The sequence below is a fragment of the Burkholderia anthina genome, from assembly GCF_902498995.1.
GTDB classification, from domain to species: Bacteria; Pseudomonadota; Gammaproteobacteria; order Burkholderiales; family Burkholderiaceae; genus Burkholderia; species Burkholderia anthina.
In genome coordinates this window covers 29,152-48,906 of record NZ_CABVLY010000021.1, presented here as the reverse complement: position 1 = coordinate 48,906, position 19,755 = coordinate 29,152, and the positions used below count along the sequence as shown (strand labels likewise).

Genomic DNA, 19,755 nt, shown 5'->3' with positions numbered 1-19,755 from the left:
CCGTTCTCAGGCTTCGCCGTCCGACGCCTCGTCGGCCTCGCCATCGCCCTCTTCGGCTTCCGCGATCTGCTGCAGGCCGGAGAGCTTGGTACCCTCATCGAGACTGATGAGTGTAACACCTTGCGTGGCGCGCCCCATCTCGCGAACCTCGGACACACGGGTACGAATCAATACGCCCGCGGTCGTGATCAGCATGATCTGATCCTCGGCGTCGACGAGCGTCGCGGCGACGACCTTGCCGTTGCGCTCGGACGTCTGGATCGCGATCATCCCCTTCGTGCCGCGGCCGTGACGCGTGTACTCGGTAATCGGCGTGCGCTTGCCGTAGCCGTTCTCGGTGGCGGTGAGCACGGTCTGCTCTTCGCTGCCGGCGACCAGCAGCGCGATGACCTGCTGCCCGTCCTCGAGCTGCATGCCGCGTACGCCGCGCGCTTCGCGGCCCATCGGGCGCACGTCGTTCTCGTCGAAGCGCACGGCCTTGCCGGCGTCGGAGAACAGCATCACGTCGTGCGCGCCGTCGGTGATCGAGGCGCCGATCAGGTAGTCGCCCTCGTCGAGGCCGACCGCGATGATGCCTTTCTTCATCGGGCGGCTGAATGCTTCGAGCGGCGTCTTCTTCACGGTGCCGAGCGACGTCGCCATGAAGATGAACTTGTCGGCCGAGAATTCCTTGACCGGCAGCACGACGTTGATCTTCTCGCCTTCCTGCAGCGGGAACATGTTGACGATCGGGCGGCCGCGCGAGTTGCGCGAGCCCTGCGGCACTTCATAGACCTTGACCCAGTACACGCGACCGCGGTTCGAGAAGCACAGGATGTAGTCGTGCGTGTTCGCGATGAACAGCGTCTCGATCCAGTCGTCTTCCTTCATCTGCGTCGCCTGCTTGCCGCGACCGCCGCGCTTCTGCGCGCGATACTCGGACAGCGGCTGCGACTTCACGTAACCGGCGTGCGACATGGTGACGACCATGTCCTGCGGCGTGATCAGGTCTTCCGTATTCAGTTCGGTTGCGTTCAGCTCGATCTTCGAGCGGCGCGCGTCGCCGAATTCGGCCTTCACCGACGTCAGCTCTTCGCCGATCATCGTCGTGATCCGCTCGGGGCGCGCGAGGATGTCCAGCAGGTCGGCGATCTGCGCCATCACTTCGCGGTACTCGCCGATGATCTTGTCCTGCTCGAGACCGGTCAGGCGTTGCAGACGCATCTGCAGGATTTCCTGCGCCTGCGTGTCGGACAGGCGATACAGCCCGTCGGTCTGCATCCCGAATGCCGGGTTCAGGCCTTCCGGACGATACGCGGAGCGGCCGCCTGCCGCGGCGTTGTCCGTCTCGGCACGCGTGAGCATCTCGCGCACGAGCGACGAATCCCACGGCTTCGCCATCAACTCCTGCTTCGCGATCGGCGGCGTCGGCGCGGCCTTGATGATCGCGATGAATTCGTCGATGTTCGCGAGCGCGACCGCGAGACCTTCGAGCACGTGGCCGCGTTCGCGGGCCTTGCGCAGTTCGTAGATCGTGCGGCGCGTCAGCACTTCGCGTCGATGCGACAGGAAGCACTGCAGGATTTCCTTCAGGTTCAGCAGCTTCGGCTGGCCGTCGACGAGCGCGACCATGTTCATGCCGAACGTGTCCTGCAGCTGCGTCGCCTTGTACAGGTTGTTCAGCACCACTTCAGGCACTTCGCCGCGCTTCAGCTCGATCACGACGCGCATGCCGCTCTTGTCCGACTCGTCGCGGATGTCGGAAATGCCTTCGAGCTTCTTCTCGTTGACGAGTTCGGCGATACGCTCGAGCAGCGAGCGCTTGTTGACCTGGTACGGCAGCTCGTCGACGATGATCGCCATCCGCTGGCCGCGGTCGATCTCCTCGAAGTGCGTGGCCGCGCGCATCACGACGCGGCCGCGCCCGGTGCGGTAGCCGTCGCGCACGCCGGCGACGCCATAGATGATGCCGGCCGTCGGGAAGTCCGGTGCCGGAATGATCTCGATCAGCTCGTCGATCGTCGCCTCGGGGTTGCCCAGCAGATGCTGGCACGCATCGACGACTTCGTTCAGGTTGTGCGGCGGGATGTTGGTCGCCATGCCGACCGCGATGCCCGACGAGCCGTTGATCAGCAGGTTCGGAATGCGCGACGGCAGAACCGACGGCTGCATCTCGTTGCCGTCGTAGTTCGGCTCGAAGTCGACCGTTTCCTTGTCGATGTCGGCCAGCAGTTCGTGACCGATCTTCGCCATGCGAATTTCGGTGTAACGCATCGCCGCGGCATTGTCGCCGTCGATCGAGCCGAAGTTGCCCTGCCCGTCGATCAGCATGTAGCGCAGCGAGAAGTCCTGCGCCATCCGCACGATCGTGTCGTACACCGCGGTATCGCCGTGAGGGTGGTACTTACCGATCACGTCACCGACGATACGCGCCGATTTCTTGTACGCGCGGTTCCAGTCGTTGTTCAGTTCGTGCATCGCGAACAGTACGCGCCGGTGCACGGGCTTCAGGCCATCGCGGACATCCGGAAGGGCACGTCCGACGATCACGCTCATCGCGTAATCGAGATACGAACGGCGCATTTCCTCCTCTAGGGAGGTGGGCAGGGTCTCTTTGGCGAATTGATCCATGTATCCGTATCGTTTCGGAGCGAAGACGGCGAACGCCTTTCGCGTGGGCGCTGCATGCGCAACGCAACGCGAGATTCTAACATGCGCCCATCAGCCGCCAATTCGCCGGCCACACACTATATGTAAACAGCAAAAATCGTAGCCACGGCGATACGGGCCGGATCGACCGCGATCGTACCCTTCAACACGGATCAGGGTTGCACCGGATCCGCGTCATGCCCGCGAGTAAACCACTTGCCGGCTTTCCCGCAATTTCTCACGACCGCTCTTGACAATCTCTAAAAGTTACGGCAGGCCGGTGTTGCGCATGCACCACAAACGTTGAGGCGATCTTGGGGTGGGGAGGATTTTTTTTCGTAGGAAGGGAACGATATGGCAAAATGCCAACGCACTGAAAGTTAGACGCTGCTCGAAGTCTACACAGAGCGGTGCCGCGTTTTTTGTGCCGCACCAATGTTATACTTCGAGCAATGTATGACTTGTCACCGTCAACAGGCTCGCAGTAAACCTGCGGTAATCTCAATTTCGAGAGGAGAAATATGAATAAACTTTCAAAGCTCGCGTTCATTGCAGCTACCGCAGTTATGGCTGCATCCGCTTCGGCACAGTCGGTGCCGGCGTCGCGTCAAGCCGTCAACGACAACTGGGTGAACGGCACGGGCGAATGGGTGTGGATGAACGGCACGAACGAGCTCTGCTGGCGTGACGCGTTCTGGACGCCGGCCACCGCCAACGCGAAGTGCGATGGCGCACTGGTCGCCCAGGCACCGCAGCCGCCGGTCGCTCCGGTCGCTCCGGCCATCACCAGCCAGAAGATCACGTACCAAGCCGACGCGCTGTTCGACTTCGACAAGGCAACGCTGAAGCCGGCCGGCAAGCAAAAGCTGGACGAACTGGCTTCGAAGATCGAAGGCATGAACACGGAAGTGGTCGTCGCTACGGGCTACACGGACCGCATCGGTTCGGACAAGTACAACGACCGTCTGTCGCTGCGCCGTGCGCAAGCTGTCAAGTCGTACCTGGTCAGCAAGGGCGTTCCGTCGAACAAGATCTACACGGAAGGCAAGGGCAAGCGCAACCCGGTTACGACTGGCTGCAACCAGAAGAACCGCAAGCAGCTGATCGCCTGCCTCGCACCGGACCGCCGCGTGGAAGTCGAAGTGGTCGGTACGCAAGAAGTCCAGAAGACGACCGTTCCGGCAAACTAAGCCACGGTTTTCGACTGCTTCAAAGCCCCGCTCCGGCGGGGCTTTTTCTTTGACGCCCGTTCAGGCGCTCGCTGGCCTCGTCGTCCGCCCGCTTATATACTCGGGGCTGACGTACCGACGCACCGCCCTCCTTCCGTAGCCCGTTTGCCGACATGACCAACGCCGATCCGCACGAACTCCAGAAATTCAGCGACCTCGCCCATCGGTGGTGGGATCCGAATGCCGAATTCAAGCCGCTGCACGACCTGAACCCGGTCCGGCTCGGCTGGATCGACGCACATGCCCACCTGGCCGGCAAGCGCGCACTCGATATCGGCTGCGGCGGCGGCATCCTGTCCGAATCGATGGCCGGACTCGGCGCGCAGGTGAAAGGCATCGACCTGTCGACCGAAGCGCTCGGCGTCGCCGACCTGCACAGCCTCGAAAGCGGCATTACGGTCGACTACGAGGCGATCGCCGCCGAAGCGATCGCCGAACGCGAGCCAGGCAGCTACGACGTGGTCACCTGCATGGAGATGCTCGAGCACGTGCCGTCGCCCGCCGGCGTGGTTTCCGCGTGCGCGACGCTCGTGAAACCGGGCGGCTGGGTGTTCTTCTCGACGCTGAACCGCAACCTGAAGTCGTACCTGTTCGCCGTGATCGGCGCGGAATACATCGCACAAATGCTGCCCAAGGGCACCCACGACTACGCGCGCTTCATCCGCCCGTCGGAACTGGCCGGCTTCGTGCGCGCGACGGATCTGCACATCATCGACATCAAGGGCATCACCTATCACCCGATCGGCAAGCGCTTCGCGCTGTCGAACGACACCGACATCAACTACCTCGTCGCGTGCCGCCGCGGCGCGTGACCTTCCGAACGGCATGACGACTCCTCTTTCGACCGCGCAGGCCGCACTCGACGAGCCGCGCCTGCTGCACTGCGATGCGGTGCTGTTCGACCTCGACGGCACGCTCGCCGACACGGCACCCGATCTCGCGGCGGCCGTCCACAAGATGCAGCGAGTGCGCGATCTGCCGGAAACGCCGCTCGACGTGCTGCGGCCGCTGGCATCGGCCGGTGCGCGCGGCCTGCTCGGCGGCGCATTCGGCATCAACCCGCAAACGCCCGGCTACGAAGCGATGCGCGACGAATTCCTGGCCAATTACGCGACGGACATCTGCGTGCACACGACGCTGTTCCCCGGCATCGGCGACGTACTCGACGAACTCGATGCGCGCGACGTGCGCTGGGGCATCGTCACGAACAAGGTGATGCGCCTCACCACCCCGCTCGTCGAGTTGCTCGGCCTCGCGCAGCGCGCGGCCTGCGTCGTCGGCGGAGACACGACGCCGCACCCGAAACCGCATCCGGCCCCGCTGCTGCATGCGGCCGAGCGCCTGTCGCTCGCGCCGGCGCGCATCGTCTATGTCGGCGACGATCTTCGCGACATCCAGGCCGGCAGCGCGGCAGGCATGGCGACGGTCGCGGCCGCGTACGGCTACTGCGGCGACGGCGCCGCGCCGGCCGACTGGCAAGCACAGCATCTCGTCGGCACGACGCAGCAACTGCGCGAACTGCTGAGCGATGTTGGGATATAATGTTCGATCTTATCCGCGGGGGCGACCTGGTTTCGACAGGGGTTGTGAAGCGGCTAGGGCATGTCGAGGACCCGTCACCTCGTTAATCAATGGGAAAATCGTAACTGCAAACGACGATACGTTCGCACTGGCAGCCTAACGGCCGCCGTCCTCTGCCTAGTTCACTGACGGGCTAGTGTCGCAAGACCGGTAGCAATACCGCCAGAGGTCATTTACGTCAGTTAAGCCCTGTCGGCGTCGCGACGCCAGGGTCGAAAACCTAGCGAATCGCCGTAGTGCAGCGTGTTCGTCCGCGTCGCTGCGGTTAAATCAAATGACTGAACTAAACATGTAGAACTAGTCGTGGAGCGCTTCTGGACGCGGGTTCGATTCCCGCCGCCTCCACCAAATTCCGCGCTTGACGCACGAACCCCGCACGACGCAAGTCTGCGGGGTTTTTTGTTGCCGGTGAAACCATACCCCCCGCTCCTTCCGAAAAAGCGCCCAGCCGCGGACGGGCCGGGCGAAATGCCGCCGATATACCGGCGACAGGAGGTGACGGGTGTTCGGTGCCGTCCGCGCGATCATCGACCGCCGACGGCTTGCCGCCCGGTACCGCAACCGGAGCGCGACGCATCGTCGCACCCGGCACGCGGCCTACCGGGCGATGCGCGACTTAGCTGCCGCGATACAGCGACTTCATTTCTTCCGCGCTGGCCGGGCGCACACCCATGGCGCGCGAACCCGATGCCGATGCACCTTGCGCTTGTGCGCCGTACCCGCTGGCGTCGGCACCCTGTGCCTGGGCGAGGCGCTGCTGCTCGGCAACACGCGCGGTGGCAGCCTGGATGGCTTCCGGATAGTGCGGATCTTCGCCGCGGGCCGTGTTGTAACCCGCTTGCTGCAGTTGAACCAGTTCGGCGCGAACCTGTGCGCGGGTGAGTGCCGAGCCGGACTGCGCGAACGACACGACCGGGGCAACGAGAGCGGCAGCAACGACAACGGCTTGAACGAGCGACTTCATGATGACCTACCTCCACATTTGTCTGTTTTCGCGGTGGACACCTCGTTCACCGCTGACAAACCAAAGTTTATGTAGGTGAGTGCTTAAGAATAAGGCAGGTTTGTGGAAGACATCCTTCCAGAATTCAGGGTTAACCCTATATTCATCCCCTCCCCGTTCGCCCTCTTGCACGGCGCCGCGCCAAAAAGCACGAGCCCCGCGAAGCAGCAAGCTGCGCGGGGCTCGGAGAGAACCGCACGGACCCCGTGCAGCCATCGGCCAGACGCGTGCCGGTGACCCTGCAGCGCGCCTGCGTCCGTCTTTACTGGCTATCCATCGGGCACTTCAGGTTGCAGCCGTTCGGGTCACCCAAGTCACCCTTGCGACGCAGCGACGACTTCTTGCCGGACTGATATTTCTGCGACGGCGCCGACGCAGCGAACGGCATCTGCGGATGCTCGTTCAGGCGAAACTGGTCGCTCAGGATGCCGCCGGGTACGCCCGGCGAATTCTGCGCAAACGCAAACGGCGATACGGCGACCAGAAGCCCCGCGGTCAACGCTGCCGCGGAGAGGGGAACGGAAAGTTTCATGGCGGGATGACGCCTGAACGGCGTGCTTGTTGGAACGTTGATCAAGCGGCAAGCGTAGCGCAAATCCCCCGCTGCTGCAGCGCGGTCCAATCCGGGCCTTGTTACCGCGCATTGCCGTCCGTCGCGGCCGCGCCGTCGCTGCCGGCCAGCCCCGTCGCGATGCCGGTCAGCGTTCCGCAAGCGGCCGGATCGTAGCCGTCGAGATGAGCGACACGCTCGACGAAACGCGCATCGCGCAACAATGCCAGCACGCCGGCGAGCGGCCGCGAGTCGAGCCGCGCCCGCTCGCACGCGAAGTAGTAGTCCTCGTCGACGACCGGGATGAAATCGAGCCCGAAATGATGGGCGGCCGGTTCGACGCCGAAGCCGAGGTCGGCCATCCCGCTCGCGACGAACGCCGCGATCGCCGAGTGCGTGAGCTCGGCCGACGCATAGCCGTCGATGCGCTCGGGATCGATGCCGATCGCGCGCAGCGCGAGATCCAGCAACATCCGGGTGCCCGACCCCGGCTGCCGGTTGACGAAGCGGATGTCGTTGCGGGCGAGATCGGCGAGCCCGCGGACCTGCTTCGGATTGCCGCGCGGCACGAACAACCCTTGCTGACGACGCGTCAGATGAATGAGCACATGACGCGTATCGTCGAGCCACGGCCGGTAGATCTGCGCGCACTGCTCACGGAATGCGCCGCGCGGCAGATGGAAGCCGGCCAGCTCGCATTCGCCGCGCGCAAGCGCCTGCACCGCCTCGACGCTCTCCCGATACTTGATGTCGACGGCTGCCTGCACGTCGACGAGCGCGGAAACGAGTGCCGCCACCGCGTAGCCGTGCGACGCATGAATGCGCACGGCGCCGTCGCGCTGCGCGAGCCGCCGGTTCAGGTCGCTCGCCACTTCGGCCGCCAGCGCGCGCAGGTTGCCGTCGAGACGGCTGCGCGCGAGGCGCTGCGCATCGACGATCGCCTGCCCGAGCTCCGACAGCGTCGATCCCTTGCCGCGCGCGGTTTCGATCAACTCCGCGCCGACGCACGCCTCCAGCGCGCGCAGCATGCCCCACGCGTGCCGATACGACAGCCCTTTCACCTGCGCGGCCTGCGCGATGCTGCCCGTGTCGGCCACCAGCTCCAGCAACGGCGCGACGTCCGACAGACTGGCCGTGCGGCCCTCGGTGTCGCGTACGGTCAGATACGCGTCGCATTCGATTCGAACCAATTATGTACTCCGATTTCCTATTGCGACCGCGAAATCTTCCGCTTATCGTTGGCTAAAATCAATCAGAACGAAGTCCCGGTGCGCACTATATGAATTTCGAGCGCATATGAGACTTTGGAGGAGCATAACCGATGTCCCCGAATTCCCATGCGCCCGACGCGCTCGTCGAGCGCCATGCGCGCGCCGGCCGCTCGCTCGTCGCGATCCTGCACGCGATCCAGGACGACGCGGGTTACGTGCCGGCGGGCTGCGTCGCGCCGCTTGCGAAGGCGCTGAACCTGTCGCGCGCGGAAGTCCACGGCGTGCTCACCTACTACCATCACTTCCGCACCACGCCGCCCGCGCGCGTGACGATCCAGGTGTGCCGCGCCGAAGCGTGCCGCAGCATGGGTTGCGAGGCACTGGCCGCGCACGCGGAAGCACGCACGGGTTGCCGGTTCGACGCGGCACACGGCAACGGCGCCGACGCGCACGCGCCGGATGCAGTCGCGCTCGAATCGGTCTACTGCCTCGGGCTGTGCGCGCAATCGCCGTCGATGACGGTCAACGGCGTGCTGCACGCAAAGGTCACGCCGGAGAAATTCGACGCGTTGCTCGCCGACGCGGCCGCTCACACCCCGGAGGCCGCATGACGACCCGCATCTACGTTCCGCGCGATTCGTCCGCGCTGGCACTCGGCGCCGATGCACTGGCCGGCGCAATCGTCGCGGAAGCCGAACGGCGCGGCATCGAGATCGAGCTGATCCGCAACGGCTCGCGCGGGCTGCTCTGGCTCGAGCCGCTCGTCGAGGTCGGCACGACCGCCGGACGCGTCGGCTATGCGAACCTGTCGGCCGCCGACGTGCCGGCCCTGTTCGACGCGAACTGGATCGACGGCGGCGCGCATCCGAGCGGCGTCGGTCTCGTCGACGGGTTGCCCTATCTCGCCCGCCAGCAGCGCCTGACCTTCGCGCGCATCGGCCTGACCGATCCGCTGTCGATCGACGATTACCTGAAGCACGACGGCCTCGCCGGCCTGAAAAACGCCCTCGCGCTCGACGGCGACGCCGCATGCGAGACGCTGATCGAATCGGGGCTGCGCGGCCGCGGCGGCGCGGCTTTCCCGGCCGGCATCAAGTGGCGCACCGTCCGGCACGCGAGCGCCGCTCAAAAATACATCGTCTGCAACGCGGACGAAGGCGATTCGGGCACGTTTTCCGACCGCCTGATCATGGAAAGCGATCCGTACTGCCTGATCGAAGGGATGATCATCGCGGGCATCGCAACAGGCGCGACGCTCGGCTACATCTACGTGCGCAGCGAATACCCGCACGCGATCGCGGCGCTCGAAACCGCGATCGAGCGCGCCCGCGCAGCCGGCTGGCTCGGCGAACACGTGCTCGGCTCCGCGCATGCGTTCGACCTGCACGTCGCGAAAGGCGCAGGCTCGTACGTGTGCGGCGAGGAAACGGCGCTGCTCGAATCGCTCGAAGGCAAGCGCGGCGTCGTGCGCGCGAAGCCGCCGCTGCCTGCGCTCGCCGGCCTGTTCGGCCAGCCGACCGTGATCAACAACGTGATCACGCTCGCAACGGCGCCGGTGATCTTCGCACGCGGCGCCGCGTTCTATCGCGACTACGGGATGGGCCGCTCGCGCGGCACGCTGCCGTTCCAGCTCGCGGGCAACATCCGTCACGGCGGGCTCGTCGAACTCGCATTCGGCGTCACGCTGCGCGAGCTGCTGTTCGACTACGGCGGCGGCACGGCAAGCGGGCGCCCCGCGCGCGCCGCTCAAGTGGGCGGCCCGCTCGGCACCTACCTGCCCGAACATCAATGGGACGTGCCGCTCGACTACGAGGCCTATACGGCGATCGGTGCAGTCGTCGGTCACGGCGGCATCGTGCTGCACGACGACACGTCGAATCTCGCCGAACTCGCCGAATACGCGATGAAGTTCTGCGCGATCGAATCGTGCGGCAAGTGCACGCCGTGCCGGATCGGATCGACGCGCGGCGTCGAGACGATCGCCCGCATCCGCCAGGGCGACACGTCGGAGCGGCAGGTCACGCTGCTGCGCGACCTGTGCGACACGATGCTGGCCGGTTCGTTGTGCGCGATGGGCGGGATGACGCCGTACCCGGTGCTGTCCGCACTCGACCATTTCCCCGAAGATTTCGGGCTCGCCGCCGGCAAGCAAGCCGCGGCGGGTCCGGTCAAGGCTGCGGCCTGATCCAGAAGGAGCCCTGCATGTCACTCGACACGAACAACGTCCGCCAAGGCGGCTGCGGCTCGGGCCAATGCGCGTGCAAGAGCGCCGCACAGGCACGCGCGCTCGATCCGTTCGACGATACCGACTACGGCACGCCGCAACGCCATGCCGACACCGACGTCACGCTCGAAATCGACGGCCGGCCGGTCACGGTGCCGGCCGGCACGTCGGTGATGCGCGCCGCGATCGAAGCCGGCGTGAACGTCCCGAAACTTTGCGCGACCGACTCGCTCGAACCGTTCGGCTCGTGCCGTCTGTGCCTCGTCGAAATCGAAGGCCGGCGCGGCTACCCGGCGTCGTGCACGACACCGGCCGAAGCCGGCATGAAGGTGCGCACGCAATCCGACCGGCTGCAATCGCTGCGCCGTAACGTGATGGAGCTGTACATCTCCGATCACCCGCTCGACTGTCTCACCTGCCCCGCCAACGGCGATTGCGAACTGCAGGACATGGCCGGCGTCGTCGGGCTGCGCGAAGTGCGCTACGGCTTCGATGGCGCGAATCACCTGCGCGACACCAAGGACGAATCGAATCCGTACTTCACGTACGATCCGTCGAAGTGCATCGTATGCAACCGCTGCGTGCGCGCGTGCGAGGAAACGCAAGGCACGTTCGCGCTGACGATCGCCGCGCGCGGCTTCGAATCGCGCGTCGCCGCCGGCGAAAGCGAATCGTTCATGGCCTCGGAATGCGTATCGTGCGGCGCCTGCGTCGCCGCCTGCCCGACCGCCACGCTGCAGGAGAAGTCCGTTGTCCAGCTCGGCCAGGCCGAGCATTCGGTCATCACCACCTGCGCGTATTGCGGCGTCGGCTGCTCGTTCAAGGCGGAGATGAAGGGCACGCAGGTCGTGCGCATGACACCGCACAAGAACGGCCTCGCGAACGAAGGCCACGCCTGCGTGAAGGGGCGCTTCGCGTGGGGCTATGCGACGCACAAGGACCGCATCACGAAGCCGATGATCCGCGAGAAGATCACCGATCCGTGGCGCGAAGTCAGCTGGGAAGAAGCGCTCGCCTACGCGGCGACGCAGTTCCGCAAGCTGCAGCAGAAGTACGGCCGCGATTCGATCGGCGGCATCACGTCGTCGCGCTGCACGAACGAGGAAACCTACCTCGTACAGAAGCTCGTGCGCGCCGCGTTCGGCAACAACAACGTCGACACCTGCGCCCGCGTGTGCCATTCGCCGACCGGCTACGGCCTGAAGACGACGCTCGGCGAATCGGCCGGCACGCAGACCTTCGCGTCCGTCGGCCACGCCGACGTGATCGTCGTGATGGGTGCGAACCCGACCGACGGCCACCCGGTGTTCGGCTCGCGCCTGAAACGGCGCATCCGCGAAGGCGCGAAGCTGATCGTGATCGATCCGCGCCGCATCGACGTGGTCGACGGTCCGCACGTGAAGGCCACGCATCATCTGCAACTGCGGCCCGGCACCAACGTCGCGATGGTCAATGCCCTCGCGCACGTGATCGTCACCGAAGGGCTCGTCGCCGACGCGTTCGTTGCCGAGCGCTGCGAGACGCGTGCATTCGAGCAATGGCGCGAGTTCGTGTCGCGCGCCGAGAACTCGCCGGAAGCGACCGCGGACGTGACGGGCGTGCCGGCGGCGCTGGTGCGCGAAGCCGCGCGCCTCTATGCGACCGGCGGCAACGCCGCGATCTACTACGGTCTCGGCGTGACCGAACACGCTCAGGGCTCGACGACGGTGATGGGCATCGCGAACCTCGCGATGGCGACCGGCAATATCGGCCGCGAAGGCGTCGGCGTCAATCCGCTGCGCGGCCAGAACAACGTGCAGGGTTCGTGCGACATGGGCTCGTTCCCGCACGAGCTGCCCGGCTACCGGCACATCGGCGACGAAGTCGTCCGCACGCAGTTCGAACAGGCATGGTCGGCCACGCTGCAACCGGAACCGGGGCTGCGCATTCCGAACATGTTCGACGCAGCGCTCGACGGCAGCTTCAAGGGGCTCTACTGCCAGGGCGAAGACATCGTCCAGTCGGACCCGAACACGCAGCATGTCGCCGCCGCGCTGTCGTCGATGGAATGCATCGTCGTGCAGGACATCTTCCTGAACGAAACCGCGAAATACGCTCACGTGCTGCTGCCGGGCTCGACGTTCCTCGAGAAGGACGGCACGTTCACAAACGCGGAGCGCCGCATCTCGCGCGTGCGCAAGGTGATGCCGCCGCTCGCCGGCTACGCGGACTGGGAAGTGACGCTGCTGCTGTCGCAGGCGCTCGGCTACGACATGCACTACACGCATCCGTCGGAAATCATGGACGAGATCGCGCGGCTCACGCCGACCTTCTCGGGCGTGTCGTACGAGAAGCTCGACGCGATGGGCAGCATCCAGTGGCCGTGCAACGAACAGGCGCCGGAAGGCACGCCGACGATGCACATCGACGAATTCGTGCGCGGCAAGGGCCGGTTCGTGATCACGCAGTTCATCCCGACGCCGGAAAAGGTCACGCAGCGCTATCCGCTGATCCTGACGACGGGCCGCATTCTGTCGCAATACAACGTCGGCGCGCAGACCCGTCGCACCGAAAACGTCCAGTGGCACGAAGAGGACCGCCTCGAGATCCATCCGCACGACGCGGAGGATCGCGGGATCCGCACCGGCGACTGGGTCGGCATCGAATCGCGCGCCGGTCATACGGTGCTGCGCGCGCTCGTGGCCGAGCGCATGCAGCCGGGGGTCGTGTACACGACGTTCCACTTCCCCGAATCGGGCGCGAACGTGATCACGACGGACAGTTCCGACTGGGCGACGAATTGCCCGGAATACAAGGTGACGGCCGTGCAGGTGATGCCGGTGGCGCAACCGTCCGACTGGCAGCGTGCGTACGCGCGCTTCAACTCGGAGCAGCTCGACCTGCTCGAGCGCCGCGCCGGCACGCAGGCTGCCGTGACGACGGGCAAGTGAGGACGCGATGGACAACGGACACCTGATCGACATGGCCAACCAGATCGGCGCTTTCTTCGAATCGATGCCCGATCGCGAAGAAGCGCTGACCGGGATCGCCGAACATATCCGGCGCTTCTGGGCGCCGCGGATGCGCCGCGCGTTTCTCGCCGCGCTCGACGATCCGTCGAGCGCCGCCGCACAACGCGCGGCACCGATCGTGCTCGCCGCGATCGCCGCGCACCGCGCTTCGCTCGTGCCGGCCGCCGCGTCTGCCTGAGCGCCCCGCTACGCGGGCAGCGACATGCCCGCGAACCAGCTTTCGCAATGGCGCAGCAGCGCGTTCGCATCGGTTGCGGTGCGGCCGCGCGCCGCGATGTAACCGTCGGGCCGCAGCAGATAGAACGATGGCCTCGAGCGACCGTACGCCTGCGCGAGCCCGTCCGCTCCGTCGCTTGCGGCATCAGCGACGCGCCACGCACGCACGGCGCCCGGCATGATCCGCTCCAGCCCCTGCACGAGCGCCTGCGCATCCGCGGGCATCGGCGGCACATCGGCCGTCTCGCCCGCTTCGCCGTTGACCGGTTCCTCGAGCAGCAGCAGCGTGAAGCTCGCCGGATCGTGCAGGTCGTATAGCCGCGCGGTTCCGGGCGCCTGACCGAGCGGCCCGTCGACGACGTGCACGAGCGCATCGGGCGCGCGCTCGCCGGCCCGCGGCCCGCCATCGAGCACGCGTTCGAGCGTGAGCGCGCTCTTCCGGTATTGCACGCCGAGCTCGCTGACGGTGCGCCGCACCGCATCGCGCAGCGGCCCGAACGACGCCAGCAGCGGCACGACATGATCGCGCAGCAGCTTCATCGCGCCGTGGTCGGCTTCGACGATCTGCGTGACGAGGCCGGTCTGCCGCAACACGTCGCGCTCGATCGGATGACGCTCCGCGTGATACGTGTCGAGCAGCCGTTCCGGCGAGCCCGCGCCGAGCACGCTCGCGAGCTTCCAGCCCAGATTGAACGCTTCCTGAATGCCCGTGTTCATGCCCTGCGCGCCCGCCGGGCTGTGGACGTGCGCGGCGTCGCCCGCGAAAAACACGCGCCCGTGACGCAGCCGATCGACCATCCGGCTGTGCAGGTGGAAATACGACGACCACGCGAGATCGCTCGGCGAGATCGACGCGCCCACGCGCGCACGCACGATCGCCTCGCATTCCGCAAGCGACGGCGTCGACGTCTCGGGCGATGCATCGCTGCCGGGCGGCCGGTCGGCGACAAGCCGGAAGCGGCCACCGCCCATCGGGAACAGCCCCGCGATGCCGTTGGACGTCGTGAACAGGTGAATCTCCTCTTCCGGCCAGTCGGGTATCGCCGCGAAATCGGCGAGCAGGAAAGTCTGTTCGAACGCATGCCCGGCAAAGCCGACGCCGAGCAGATGGCGGACCGTGCTGTGCGCGCCGTCGGCGGCGATCAGGTATGACGGCGCGAACGCTTGTTCGAGACCGTCGGCGCCGCGAATCTTCACGTCGAGCGACGTGCCGCCTGCCTCGCACGCGGTGAGCGTGACGCCACGCTCGACCGTCACGCCGAGCCCTGCGAGGTGCTCGGCGAGCAGCCGCTCGGTGATGCTCTGGTCGAGAAACAGCAGATACGGATAGCGCGTTTGCAGCGGGTCGAAATCGAGCCGCGCGATCACGCGGCCGTCCGCATGCAGCGCGGCCGCATGCGCGCGATGGCCCAGCGCGAGGAACGGTTCGACCGCGCGATGCTGCTCCAGCAATTCGAGCGTGCGCGCCTGGATGCCGATCGCTCGTGAATACGGCGCGGGCGTGACGAGCCGGTCGATGATGCGCACCGGCACGCGAGCCCGAGCGAGACTCATTGCGGCGGCAAGGCCGGTCGGCCCGGCGCCGACGATCAGCACGGGCGGAATGTCGAGCAGTGTGTCAGCCATGAGAACCTCGATGACACGCGATCCTGCAAGTCTACGCCGCTCCGCGTGACGGGGCCATATGCCGACCGGCCGATCTGGGGTGCCCCCACGCAGTGTGGGAAAATACGCGCTTTCCGTCAGTTTTCGCGTCATGGATTCCGCATTCGACCGAGCGTACGCCGCGCACCGCGCGGGCCACCTCGCCGAGGCCGAGCACGGCTACCGTGCCGCGCTCGCCACCAACCCCGCCGACGCCGACGCACTCCATCTGTTCGGCGTGCTGCGGCATCAGCAGGGGCAACATGCCGAGGCGGCCGATCTCGTCGGGCGCGCGGTCGCGCTGCGCCCGGGCGACGCCGCGCTGCAGCTCAACCTCGGCAACGCGCTGAAGGCACTCGGCCGGCTCGACGAAGCGATCGACCGCTTTCGCAACGCGCTGACGCTCGCGCCCGAATTTCCGCTCGCGCACTACAACCTCGGCAACGCGTATGCGGCGCTGCAACGCCACGAGGATGCCGTCGATGCATTCAGCCGCGCGCTTCGGCTCACGCCCGACGATGCGTCGATCCACAACAACCTCGGCAACGCGCTGAACGCGCTCGGCCGTCACGACGACGCGCTCGCCGCATTCCATCGCGCACTCGCGCTGCGGCCGGGACACGCCGGCGCGCACAACAATCTCGCGATGGCGCTGAACGCGATGGGCCGGGCCGACGACGCGATCGCGCACTTCCAGGCCGCGATCGCCGCGCAACCGCGTTTCGTCGCCGCGCATTTCAATCTCGGCAACACGTTCGAGGCGATCGGCCGTCACGTCGAAGCCGCCGCCGCGTTCGAAGCCGCGCTTGCCCTGCACCCGCCGTTTTCACTCGCACTCTTCGGGCTCGCGAACGCGCTGAGCGCGCAGGCGCGCCAGCGCGATGCGCTGCCCTACTACGAACGCGCGGTCGGGCTCGATCCGTCGTTCGGTCTCGCGTGGCTGAACCTCGGCAACGCGCATCACGCGCTCGGTGCGCACGAAATGGCGCTGCGCGCATTCGACCAGGCGCTGCGCGTCGCGCCCGACCTGAAGCTCGCGCAACTGCACCGCGCCGTCACGCTGCTGACGCTGGGCGACTTCACCCGCGGCCTGCCCGCTTACGAAACACGTCACGACACGCCGGGCGCACCGACGCTCGGCGCGCTGCCGCGCTGGCAAGGCGAGCCGATCGCGTCGCACACGCTGCTGATCCGCGCGGAACAGGGGTTCGGCGACACGCTGCAGTTCGTCCGCTTCGTGCCGCTGGCGCGCGCGCGCTGCGCCCGCGTGGTGCTCGAGGTGCAGCCGGAACTCGTCGCGCTGCTCGCACCGGCCGCCGCGCACTGGCGCGTGACGCTCGTTGCACAGGGCGCCGCGAAGCTGCCGGCCGCAGACGTCGCATGCACACTGATGAGCCTGCCGTTCCTGCTCGGGCTGCAGCCGGCCGAGATCGTCGCGGACACGCGCTACCTCGGCGCGCCGGACAGCGCGCGCCGGCGCTTTCGCGGCTCGCTCGGCGGGCAGTCGAAGCGCAAGTTCGGCCTCGCGTGGTCGGGGCGCCGGCAGGCGCAGGAAAACCGCTCGATGCCGTTCGACGCACTCGCGCCGCTGCTCGCGCTGCCCGACATCGACTGGGTCGTGCTGCAGCCGGCGCTCGACGACGACGAACGGGCACGCGTCGATGCGCACCCGCGCGTGCATCGTCTCGACGGCCGCCTGAACGATTTCGCCGACACGGCCGCGTTGATCGAACGGCTCGACGGCGTCGTCACGATCGATACGGCCGTCGCGCACCTCGCCGGCGCGCTCGGCAAGCCGCTGTGGATCATGCTGCCGTTCGCTGCCGACTGGCGGTGGTTCACCCGCCGCGACTGCCCGTGGTATCCGCAAGCCACGCTCGCTCGTCAGCCAGCACCGGGGCAATGGTTCGACGTGGCGACGGCTGTTGCCGACGCGCTACGCGACGGCTGAATACCTGAACGCCCGATCGCATACGAAAAAAGGGAGCGCGCTGCGCTCCCTTTTTCATTCAACACGATTCCGAGGCGTCGCCTGCGGTGTCAGGCCGCCTTGTACTGGTTGCGCGACTCGGGCGTGCGATACAGCACGAGCGTCGCGATCAGCCCGCAAATCGCGGCGACGCTCAGCCACAGCCCCGGCGCGGCCTTGTTGCCGGTCTGGTGAATCAGCAGCGTCGAGATCGCCGGCGTGAAACCGCCGATCGTCGTCGCAAGGCTGTATGCGAGCGAGAAGCCGGCGGTACGCACGTCGGCCGGCATCACTTCGGTCAGCGCGACGACCATCGCGCCGTTGTACGAGCCGTACAGGAACGACAGCCACAGCTCGACCGCGAGCAGCCGCAGGAACGACGGATCCGCGACGAGCCACTGCACCGCCGGATAAGCCGACAGCAGCGTGAGCACCGTGAACGTGATCAGCACCGGGCGGCGGCCGATACGGTCCGACAGCCCGCCGGACAGCGGCAGCCAGACGAGATTGGACAGGCCGACGCAGACGGTCACGACGAGCGCGTCGAGCGACGACAGGTGCAGCACTTCCTTGCCGAACGTCGGCGTGTACGCGGTGATCATGTAGAACGACACCGTCGTCATGATGACCATCCCCATGCCGGCGATCACGACGCCCCAGTTCTCCAGCATCGAGCGCATGATCTCGCCCATCGTCGGACGATGGCGCTTCGCGAGGAACTCGTCGGTCTCTTTCAGCGAACGCCGGATCAGGAACAGGAACGGCACGATCAGGCAGCCGATCAGGAACGGAATGCGCCAGCCCCACGCGCTCATGTCCTCGGCCGGCAATGCGCGGTTCAGCAGCACGCCGACGAACGCGGCGAATACGACGGCGACCTGCTGGCTGCCCGATTGCCACGACGTATAGAACCCCTTGTGGCCCTTCGTCGCGATCTCGGACAGGTAGACCGACACGCCGCCGAGCTCGACACCCGCCGAAAAGCCCTGCAACAGCCGGCCGAGCAGCACGAGCGCCGGCGCGAGCACGCCGATCGTCGCATAGCCGGGCACCGCGGCGACCGTGAGCGTGCCGAGCGCCATCAGCCCGAGCGTCAGGATCAGCCCCTTGCGGCGGCCGTGATGATCGATGTACGCACCGAGCACGATCGCGCCGACCGGCCGCATCAGGAAGCCCGCGCCGAACACCGACAGCGACAGCATCAGCGACGCGAACGCATTGCCGCTCGGAAAGTACGTTTTCGCGATGGCCGACGCGTAATACCCGTAGACCATGAAGTCGTACATTTCCAGGAAATTGCCGCTGACGACCCGGAAAACGGTACGGACTTTCGATTCCTGCTCGACGGCGTGTGAGGCAGTGGACATGTTTTTCTCTCAGCTCGGCTGGCGCAAGCTTTGCGCCGTGTGGATCCGACGATGCGTGTCACGCCGATCGGGGGCACGGACATCGCTGTCAGCCGGCAGCACGTCGCGTATCGATGCGTGCCGGCATCGTCCGCAAATGATGCCACGCGAAGCCGACAATTGCCTTGTACCCGGCCTGCAGTTACCGTGGTTTCCCGCGGCTCGTACGCGTCGCCCCGACAAGTACGCCGAATCGGATCGGTCGATCGCGGGCGCCGGATCTTCCGTATCGACAACCGGCACGCCCGCCGCCGGTTTCGGCCGGACATCGCGGCGCTCCTGCCGCTGCCCGAGCGCTGACGACCGCCCAATAAAAAACCCGGCGAAGCACGCATCACCGGGTTTCGTCCATCCGCCGATCCATCGGACCGGCGTATCGTCACTTCGTCACTTGCGCGCAGGCAATCCCGTTTCGGCCTGCCGCTCGAGTTGCCGCACCTGCTCCTGCAGATCGCGCAACTGGATCTGCGCCGCCCGCTTCTCGACCTGCAGCGCCTGGGTCTGTTCCTGCGCCGACTTCTGCCGCTGCGCGACCTGGGCCTGCTGGCTGCGCGCGACGCTCAGATCGGCCTGCAGTTGCTGCGCGCGGGTCGCCTGCAGCGCAATCACGCGTTCGAGAAACGCTTTCTGCGCCTGCAATTCGGTGCGCCGGATCTCGACCTCCGCGAGCTGGACCGTCTGCTGGACGAAGTTCGCATACACCATCTCCGCGCGATTCTTTTCCTGCGACTTGATCACGCGCCACAGATGCTTGTCCTGGAACAGCGCGACGTAATACGTCATCTCGTCCGGATCGAACATCAGGCTCGCGCCATAGCTGCCGTTGTACGTGGTGCGCATCTCGACGAGGCGCCCGCCGTGCAGCATCTGCGCGAGTTCGGCGACGTTGCCTTGCGTACCGGCGTCGGCCGCGGACGACGCCGAAGCCGGTGCCGCATCGCCGCTCAGGCTCGTGACCGCGGGGCGCGTGCCCGCTGCGGGCGCGGTCGCGTCGGCGGACCACGCGGCGCTCGCGTACGCGCAGGCAGCCATCGCAACGATCCAGGTTGCGCATCGTGAGGAAGGGAAATTTCGGAAGGCCAA

General features: G+C 66.5%; 15 protein-coding genes and 1 other RNA gene. 9 read left to right on the top strand and 7 right to left on the bottom strand.

Features of this window, described 5'->3' with window-relative positions; genetic code table 11:
- Positions 1 to 6: 6 nt before the first annotated feature.
- Complete coding sequence (gene gyrA, locus BME24068_RS24495; RefSeq protein WP_174927673.1) at positions 7 to 2,610, bottom strand: DNA gyrase subunit A; 2,604 nt, start codon at positions 2,608 to 2,610, stop codon at positions 7 to 9.
- 539 nt (positions 2,611 to 3,149) lie between these two features.
- Here gyrA and ompA point away from each other — a divergent pair.
- From ompA to ssrA, 4 genes are all read left to right on the top strand, one after another.
- Positions 3,150 to 3,818, top strand: coding sequence for an outer membrane protein OmpA (gene ompA, locus BME24068_RS24490; RefSeq protein ID WP_096503732.1), 669 nt, complete (start codon positions 3,150 to 3,152; stop codon positions 3,816 to 3,818).
- A 152-nt stretch (positions 3,819 to 3,970) separates the two neighbouring features.
- Positions 3,971 to 4,669, top strand: a complete 699-nt coding sequence (gene ubiG, locus BME24068_RS24485; protein WP_174927672.1) for a bifunctional 2-polyprenyl-6-hydroxyphenol methylase/3-demethylubiquinol 3-O-methyltransferase UbiG — start codon at positions 3,971 to 3,973, stop codon at positions 4,667 to 4,669.
- A 13-nt stretch (positions 4,670 to 4,682) separates the two neighbouring features.
- Complete coding sequence (gene gph, locus BME24068_RS24480; protein WP_096503728.1) at positions 4,683 to 5,399, top strand: phosphoglycolate phosphatase; 717 nt, start codon at positions 4,683 to 4,685, stop codon at positions 5,397 to 5,399.
- Positions 5,400 to 5,416: 17 nt separating this feature from the next.
- Positions 5,417 to 5,786, top strand: a transfer-messenger RNA (tmRNA) gene (gene ssrA / locus BME24068_RS24475).
- Between the two features lie 268 nt (positions 5,787 to 6,054).
- Here ssrA and BME24068_RS24470 read toward each other — a convergent pair.
- From BME24068_RS24470 to BME24068_RS24460, 3 genes are all read right to left on the bottom strand, one after another.
- Complete coding sequence (locus tag BME24068_RS24470; RefSeq protein WP_096503726.1) at positions 6,055 to 6,402, bottom strand: DUF4148 domain-containing protein; 348 nt, start codon at positions 6,400 to 6,402, stop codon at positions 6,055 to 6,057.
- A gap of 301 nt (positions 6,403 to 6,703) precedes the next feature.
- Entirely contained in the window at positions 6,704 to 6,973 is a 270-nt protein-coding gene (locus BME24068_RS24465; RefSeq protein ID WP_096503724.1) for a hypothetical protein, read from the bottom strand.
- Positions 6,974 to 7,074: 101 nt separating this feature from the next.
- Positions 7,075 to 8,181: a substrate-binding domain-containing protein gene (locus tag BME24068_RS24460; protein ID WP_174927671.1), complete on the bottom strand. Its 1,107-nt coding sequence runs from the start codon at positions 8,179 to 8,181 to the stop codon at positions 7,075 to 7,077.
- Between the two features lie 131 nt (positions 8,182 to 8,312).
- On the opposite strand from BME24068_RS24460, the gene BME24068_RS24455 reads away from it, so the two are divergent.
- The 4 genes from BME24068_RS24455 to BME24068_RS24440 are packed head-to-tail and all read left to right on the top strand — an operon-like array spanning position 8,313 to position 13,615.
- A complete protein-coding gene (locus BME24068_RS24455) occupies positions 8,313 to 8,813 on the top strand; it encodes an NAD(P)H-dependent oxidoreductase subunit E (protein WP_096503720.1) in 501 nt (166 codons plus the stop codon).
- Complete coding sequence (locus BME24068_RS24450; RefSeq protein WP_174927670.1) at positions 8,810 to 10,387, top strand: formate dehydrogenase beta subunit; 1,578 nt, start codon at positions 8,810 to 8,812, stop codon at positions 10,385 to 10,387. The genes BME24068_RS24455 and BME24068_RS24450 overlap by 4 nt, the downstream gene beginning before the upstream one ends.
- Before the next feature lie 17 nt (positions 10,388 to 10,404).
- The gene (gene fdhF / locus BME24068_RS24445) at positions 10,405 to 13,356 is read left to right on the top strand and encodes a formate dehydrogenase subunit alpha (protein WP_174927669.1); all 2,952 of its coding nucleotides are present in this window, start codon (positions 10,405 to 10,407) and stop codon (positions 13,354 to 13,356) included.
- A 7-nt stretch (positions 13,357 to 13,363) separates the two neighbouring features.
- Entirely contained in the window at positions 13,364 to 13,615 is a 252-nt protein-coding gene (locus BME24068_RS24440) for a formate dehydrogenase subunit delta (RefSeq protein WP_096503714.1), read from the top strand.
- An 8-nt stretch (positions 13,616 to 13,623) separates the two neighbouring features.
- On the opposite strand, the gene BME24068_RS24435 is transcribed toward BME24068_RS24440, so the two are convergent.
- Positions 13,624 to 15,279: an FAD-dependent monooxygenase gene (locus BME24068_RS24435; RefSeq protein WP_174927668.1), complete on the bottom strand. Its 1,656-nt coding sequence runs from the start codon at positions 15,277 to 15,279 to the stop codon at positions 13,624 to 13,626.
- A gap of 130 nt (positions 15,280 to 15,409) precedes the next feature.
- Here BME24068_RS24435 and BME24068_RS24430 point away from each other — a divergent pair, with 130 nt between their 5' ends.
- Complete coding sequence (locus BME24068_RS24430) at positions 15,410 to 17,248, top strand: tetratricopeptide repeat protein (protein WP_420887563.1); 1,839 nt, start codon at positions 15,410 to 15,412, stop codon at positions 17,246 to 17,248.
- A gap of 89 nt (positions 17,249 to 17,337) precedes the next feature.
- Here the strand turns inward: BME24068_RS24430 and tcuC are convergent, their stop codons facing one another.
- Positions 17,338 to 18,633, bottom strand: a complete 1,296-nt coding sequence (gene tcuC / locus BME24068_RS24425) for an MFS transporter (protein ID WP_096503708.1) — start codon at positions 18,631 to 18,633, stop codon at positions 17,338 to 17,340.
- Positions 18,634 to 19,059: 426 nt separating this feature from the next.
- Complete coding sequence (locus BME24068_RS24420; protein ID WP_174927666.1) at positions 19,060 to 19,755, bottom strand: DUF2968 domain-containing protein; 696 nt, start codon at positions 19,753 to 19,755, stop codon at positions 19,060 to 19,062.

Bases quoted from the DNA above. Each gene is read 5' to 3' on its own strand.
- BME24068_RS24455 (WP_096503720.1), top strand. From the start codon at position 8,313: ATGTCCCCGAATTCCCATGCGCCCGACGCGCTCGTCGAGCGCCATGCG.
- BME24068_RS24470 (WP_096503726.1), bottom strand. From the start codon at position 6,402: ATGAAGTCGCTCGTTCAAGCCGTTGTCGTTGCTGCCGCTCTCGTTGCC.
- fdhF (WP_174927669.1), top strand. From the start codon at position 10,405: ATGTCACTCGACACGAACAACGTCCGCCAAGGCGGCTGCGGCTCGGGC.
- tcuC (WP_096503708.1), bottom strand. From the start codon at position 18,633: ATGTCCACTGCCTCACACGCCGTCGAGCAGGAATCGAAAGTCCGTACC.
- ubiG (WP_174927672.1), top strand. From the start codon at position 3,971: ATGACCAACGCCGATCCGCACGAACTCCAGAAATTCAGCGACCTCGCC.
- BME24068_RS24450 (WP_174927670.1), top strand. From the start codon at position 8,810: ATGACGACCCGCATCTACGTTCCGCGCGATTCGTCCGCGCTGGCACTC.
- gyrA (WP_174927673.1), bottom strand. From the start codon at position 2,610: ATGGATCAATTCGCCAAAGAGACCCTGCCCACCTCCCTAGAGGAGGAA.
- BME24068_RS24465 (WP_096503724.1), bottom strand. From the start codon at position 6,973: ATGAAACTTTCCGTTCCCCTCTCCGCGGCAGCGTTGACCGCGGGGCTT.
- ompA (WP_096503732.1), top strand. From the start codon at position 3,150: ATGAATAAACTTTCAAAGCTCGCGTTCATTGCAGCTACCGCAGTTATG.
- BME24068_RS24430 (WP_420887563.1), top strand. From the start codon at position 15,410: ATGGATTCCGCATTCGACCGAGCGTACGCCGCGCACCGCGCGGGCCAC.
- gph (WP_096503728.1), top strand. From the start codon at position 4,683: ATGACGACTCCTCTTTCGACCGCGCAGGCCGCACTCGACGAGCCGCGC.
- BME24068_RS24435 (WP_174927668.1), bottom strand. From the start codon at position 15,279: ATGGCTGACACACTGCTCGACATTCCGCCCGTGCTGATCGTCGGCGCC.
- BME24068_RS24440 (WP_096503714.1), top strand. From the start codon at position 13,364: ATGGACAACGGACACCTGATCGACATGGCCAACCAGATCGGCGCTTTC.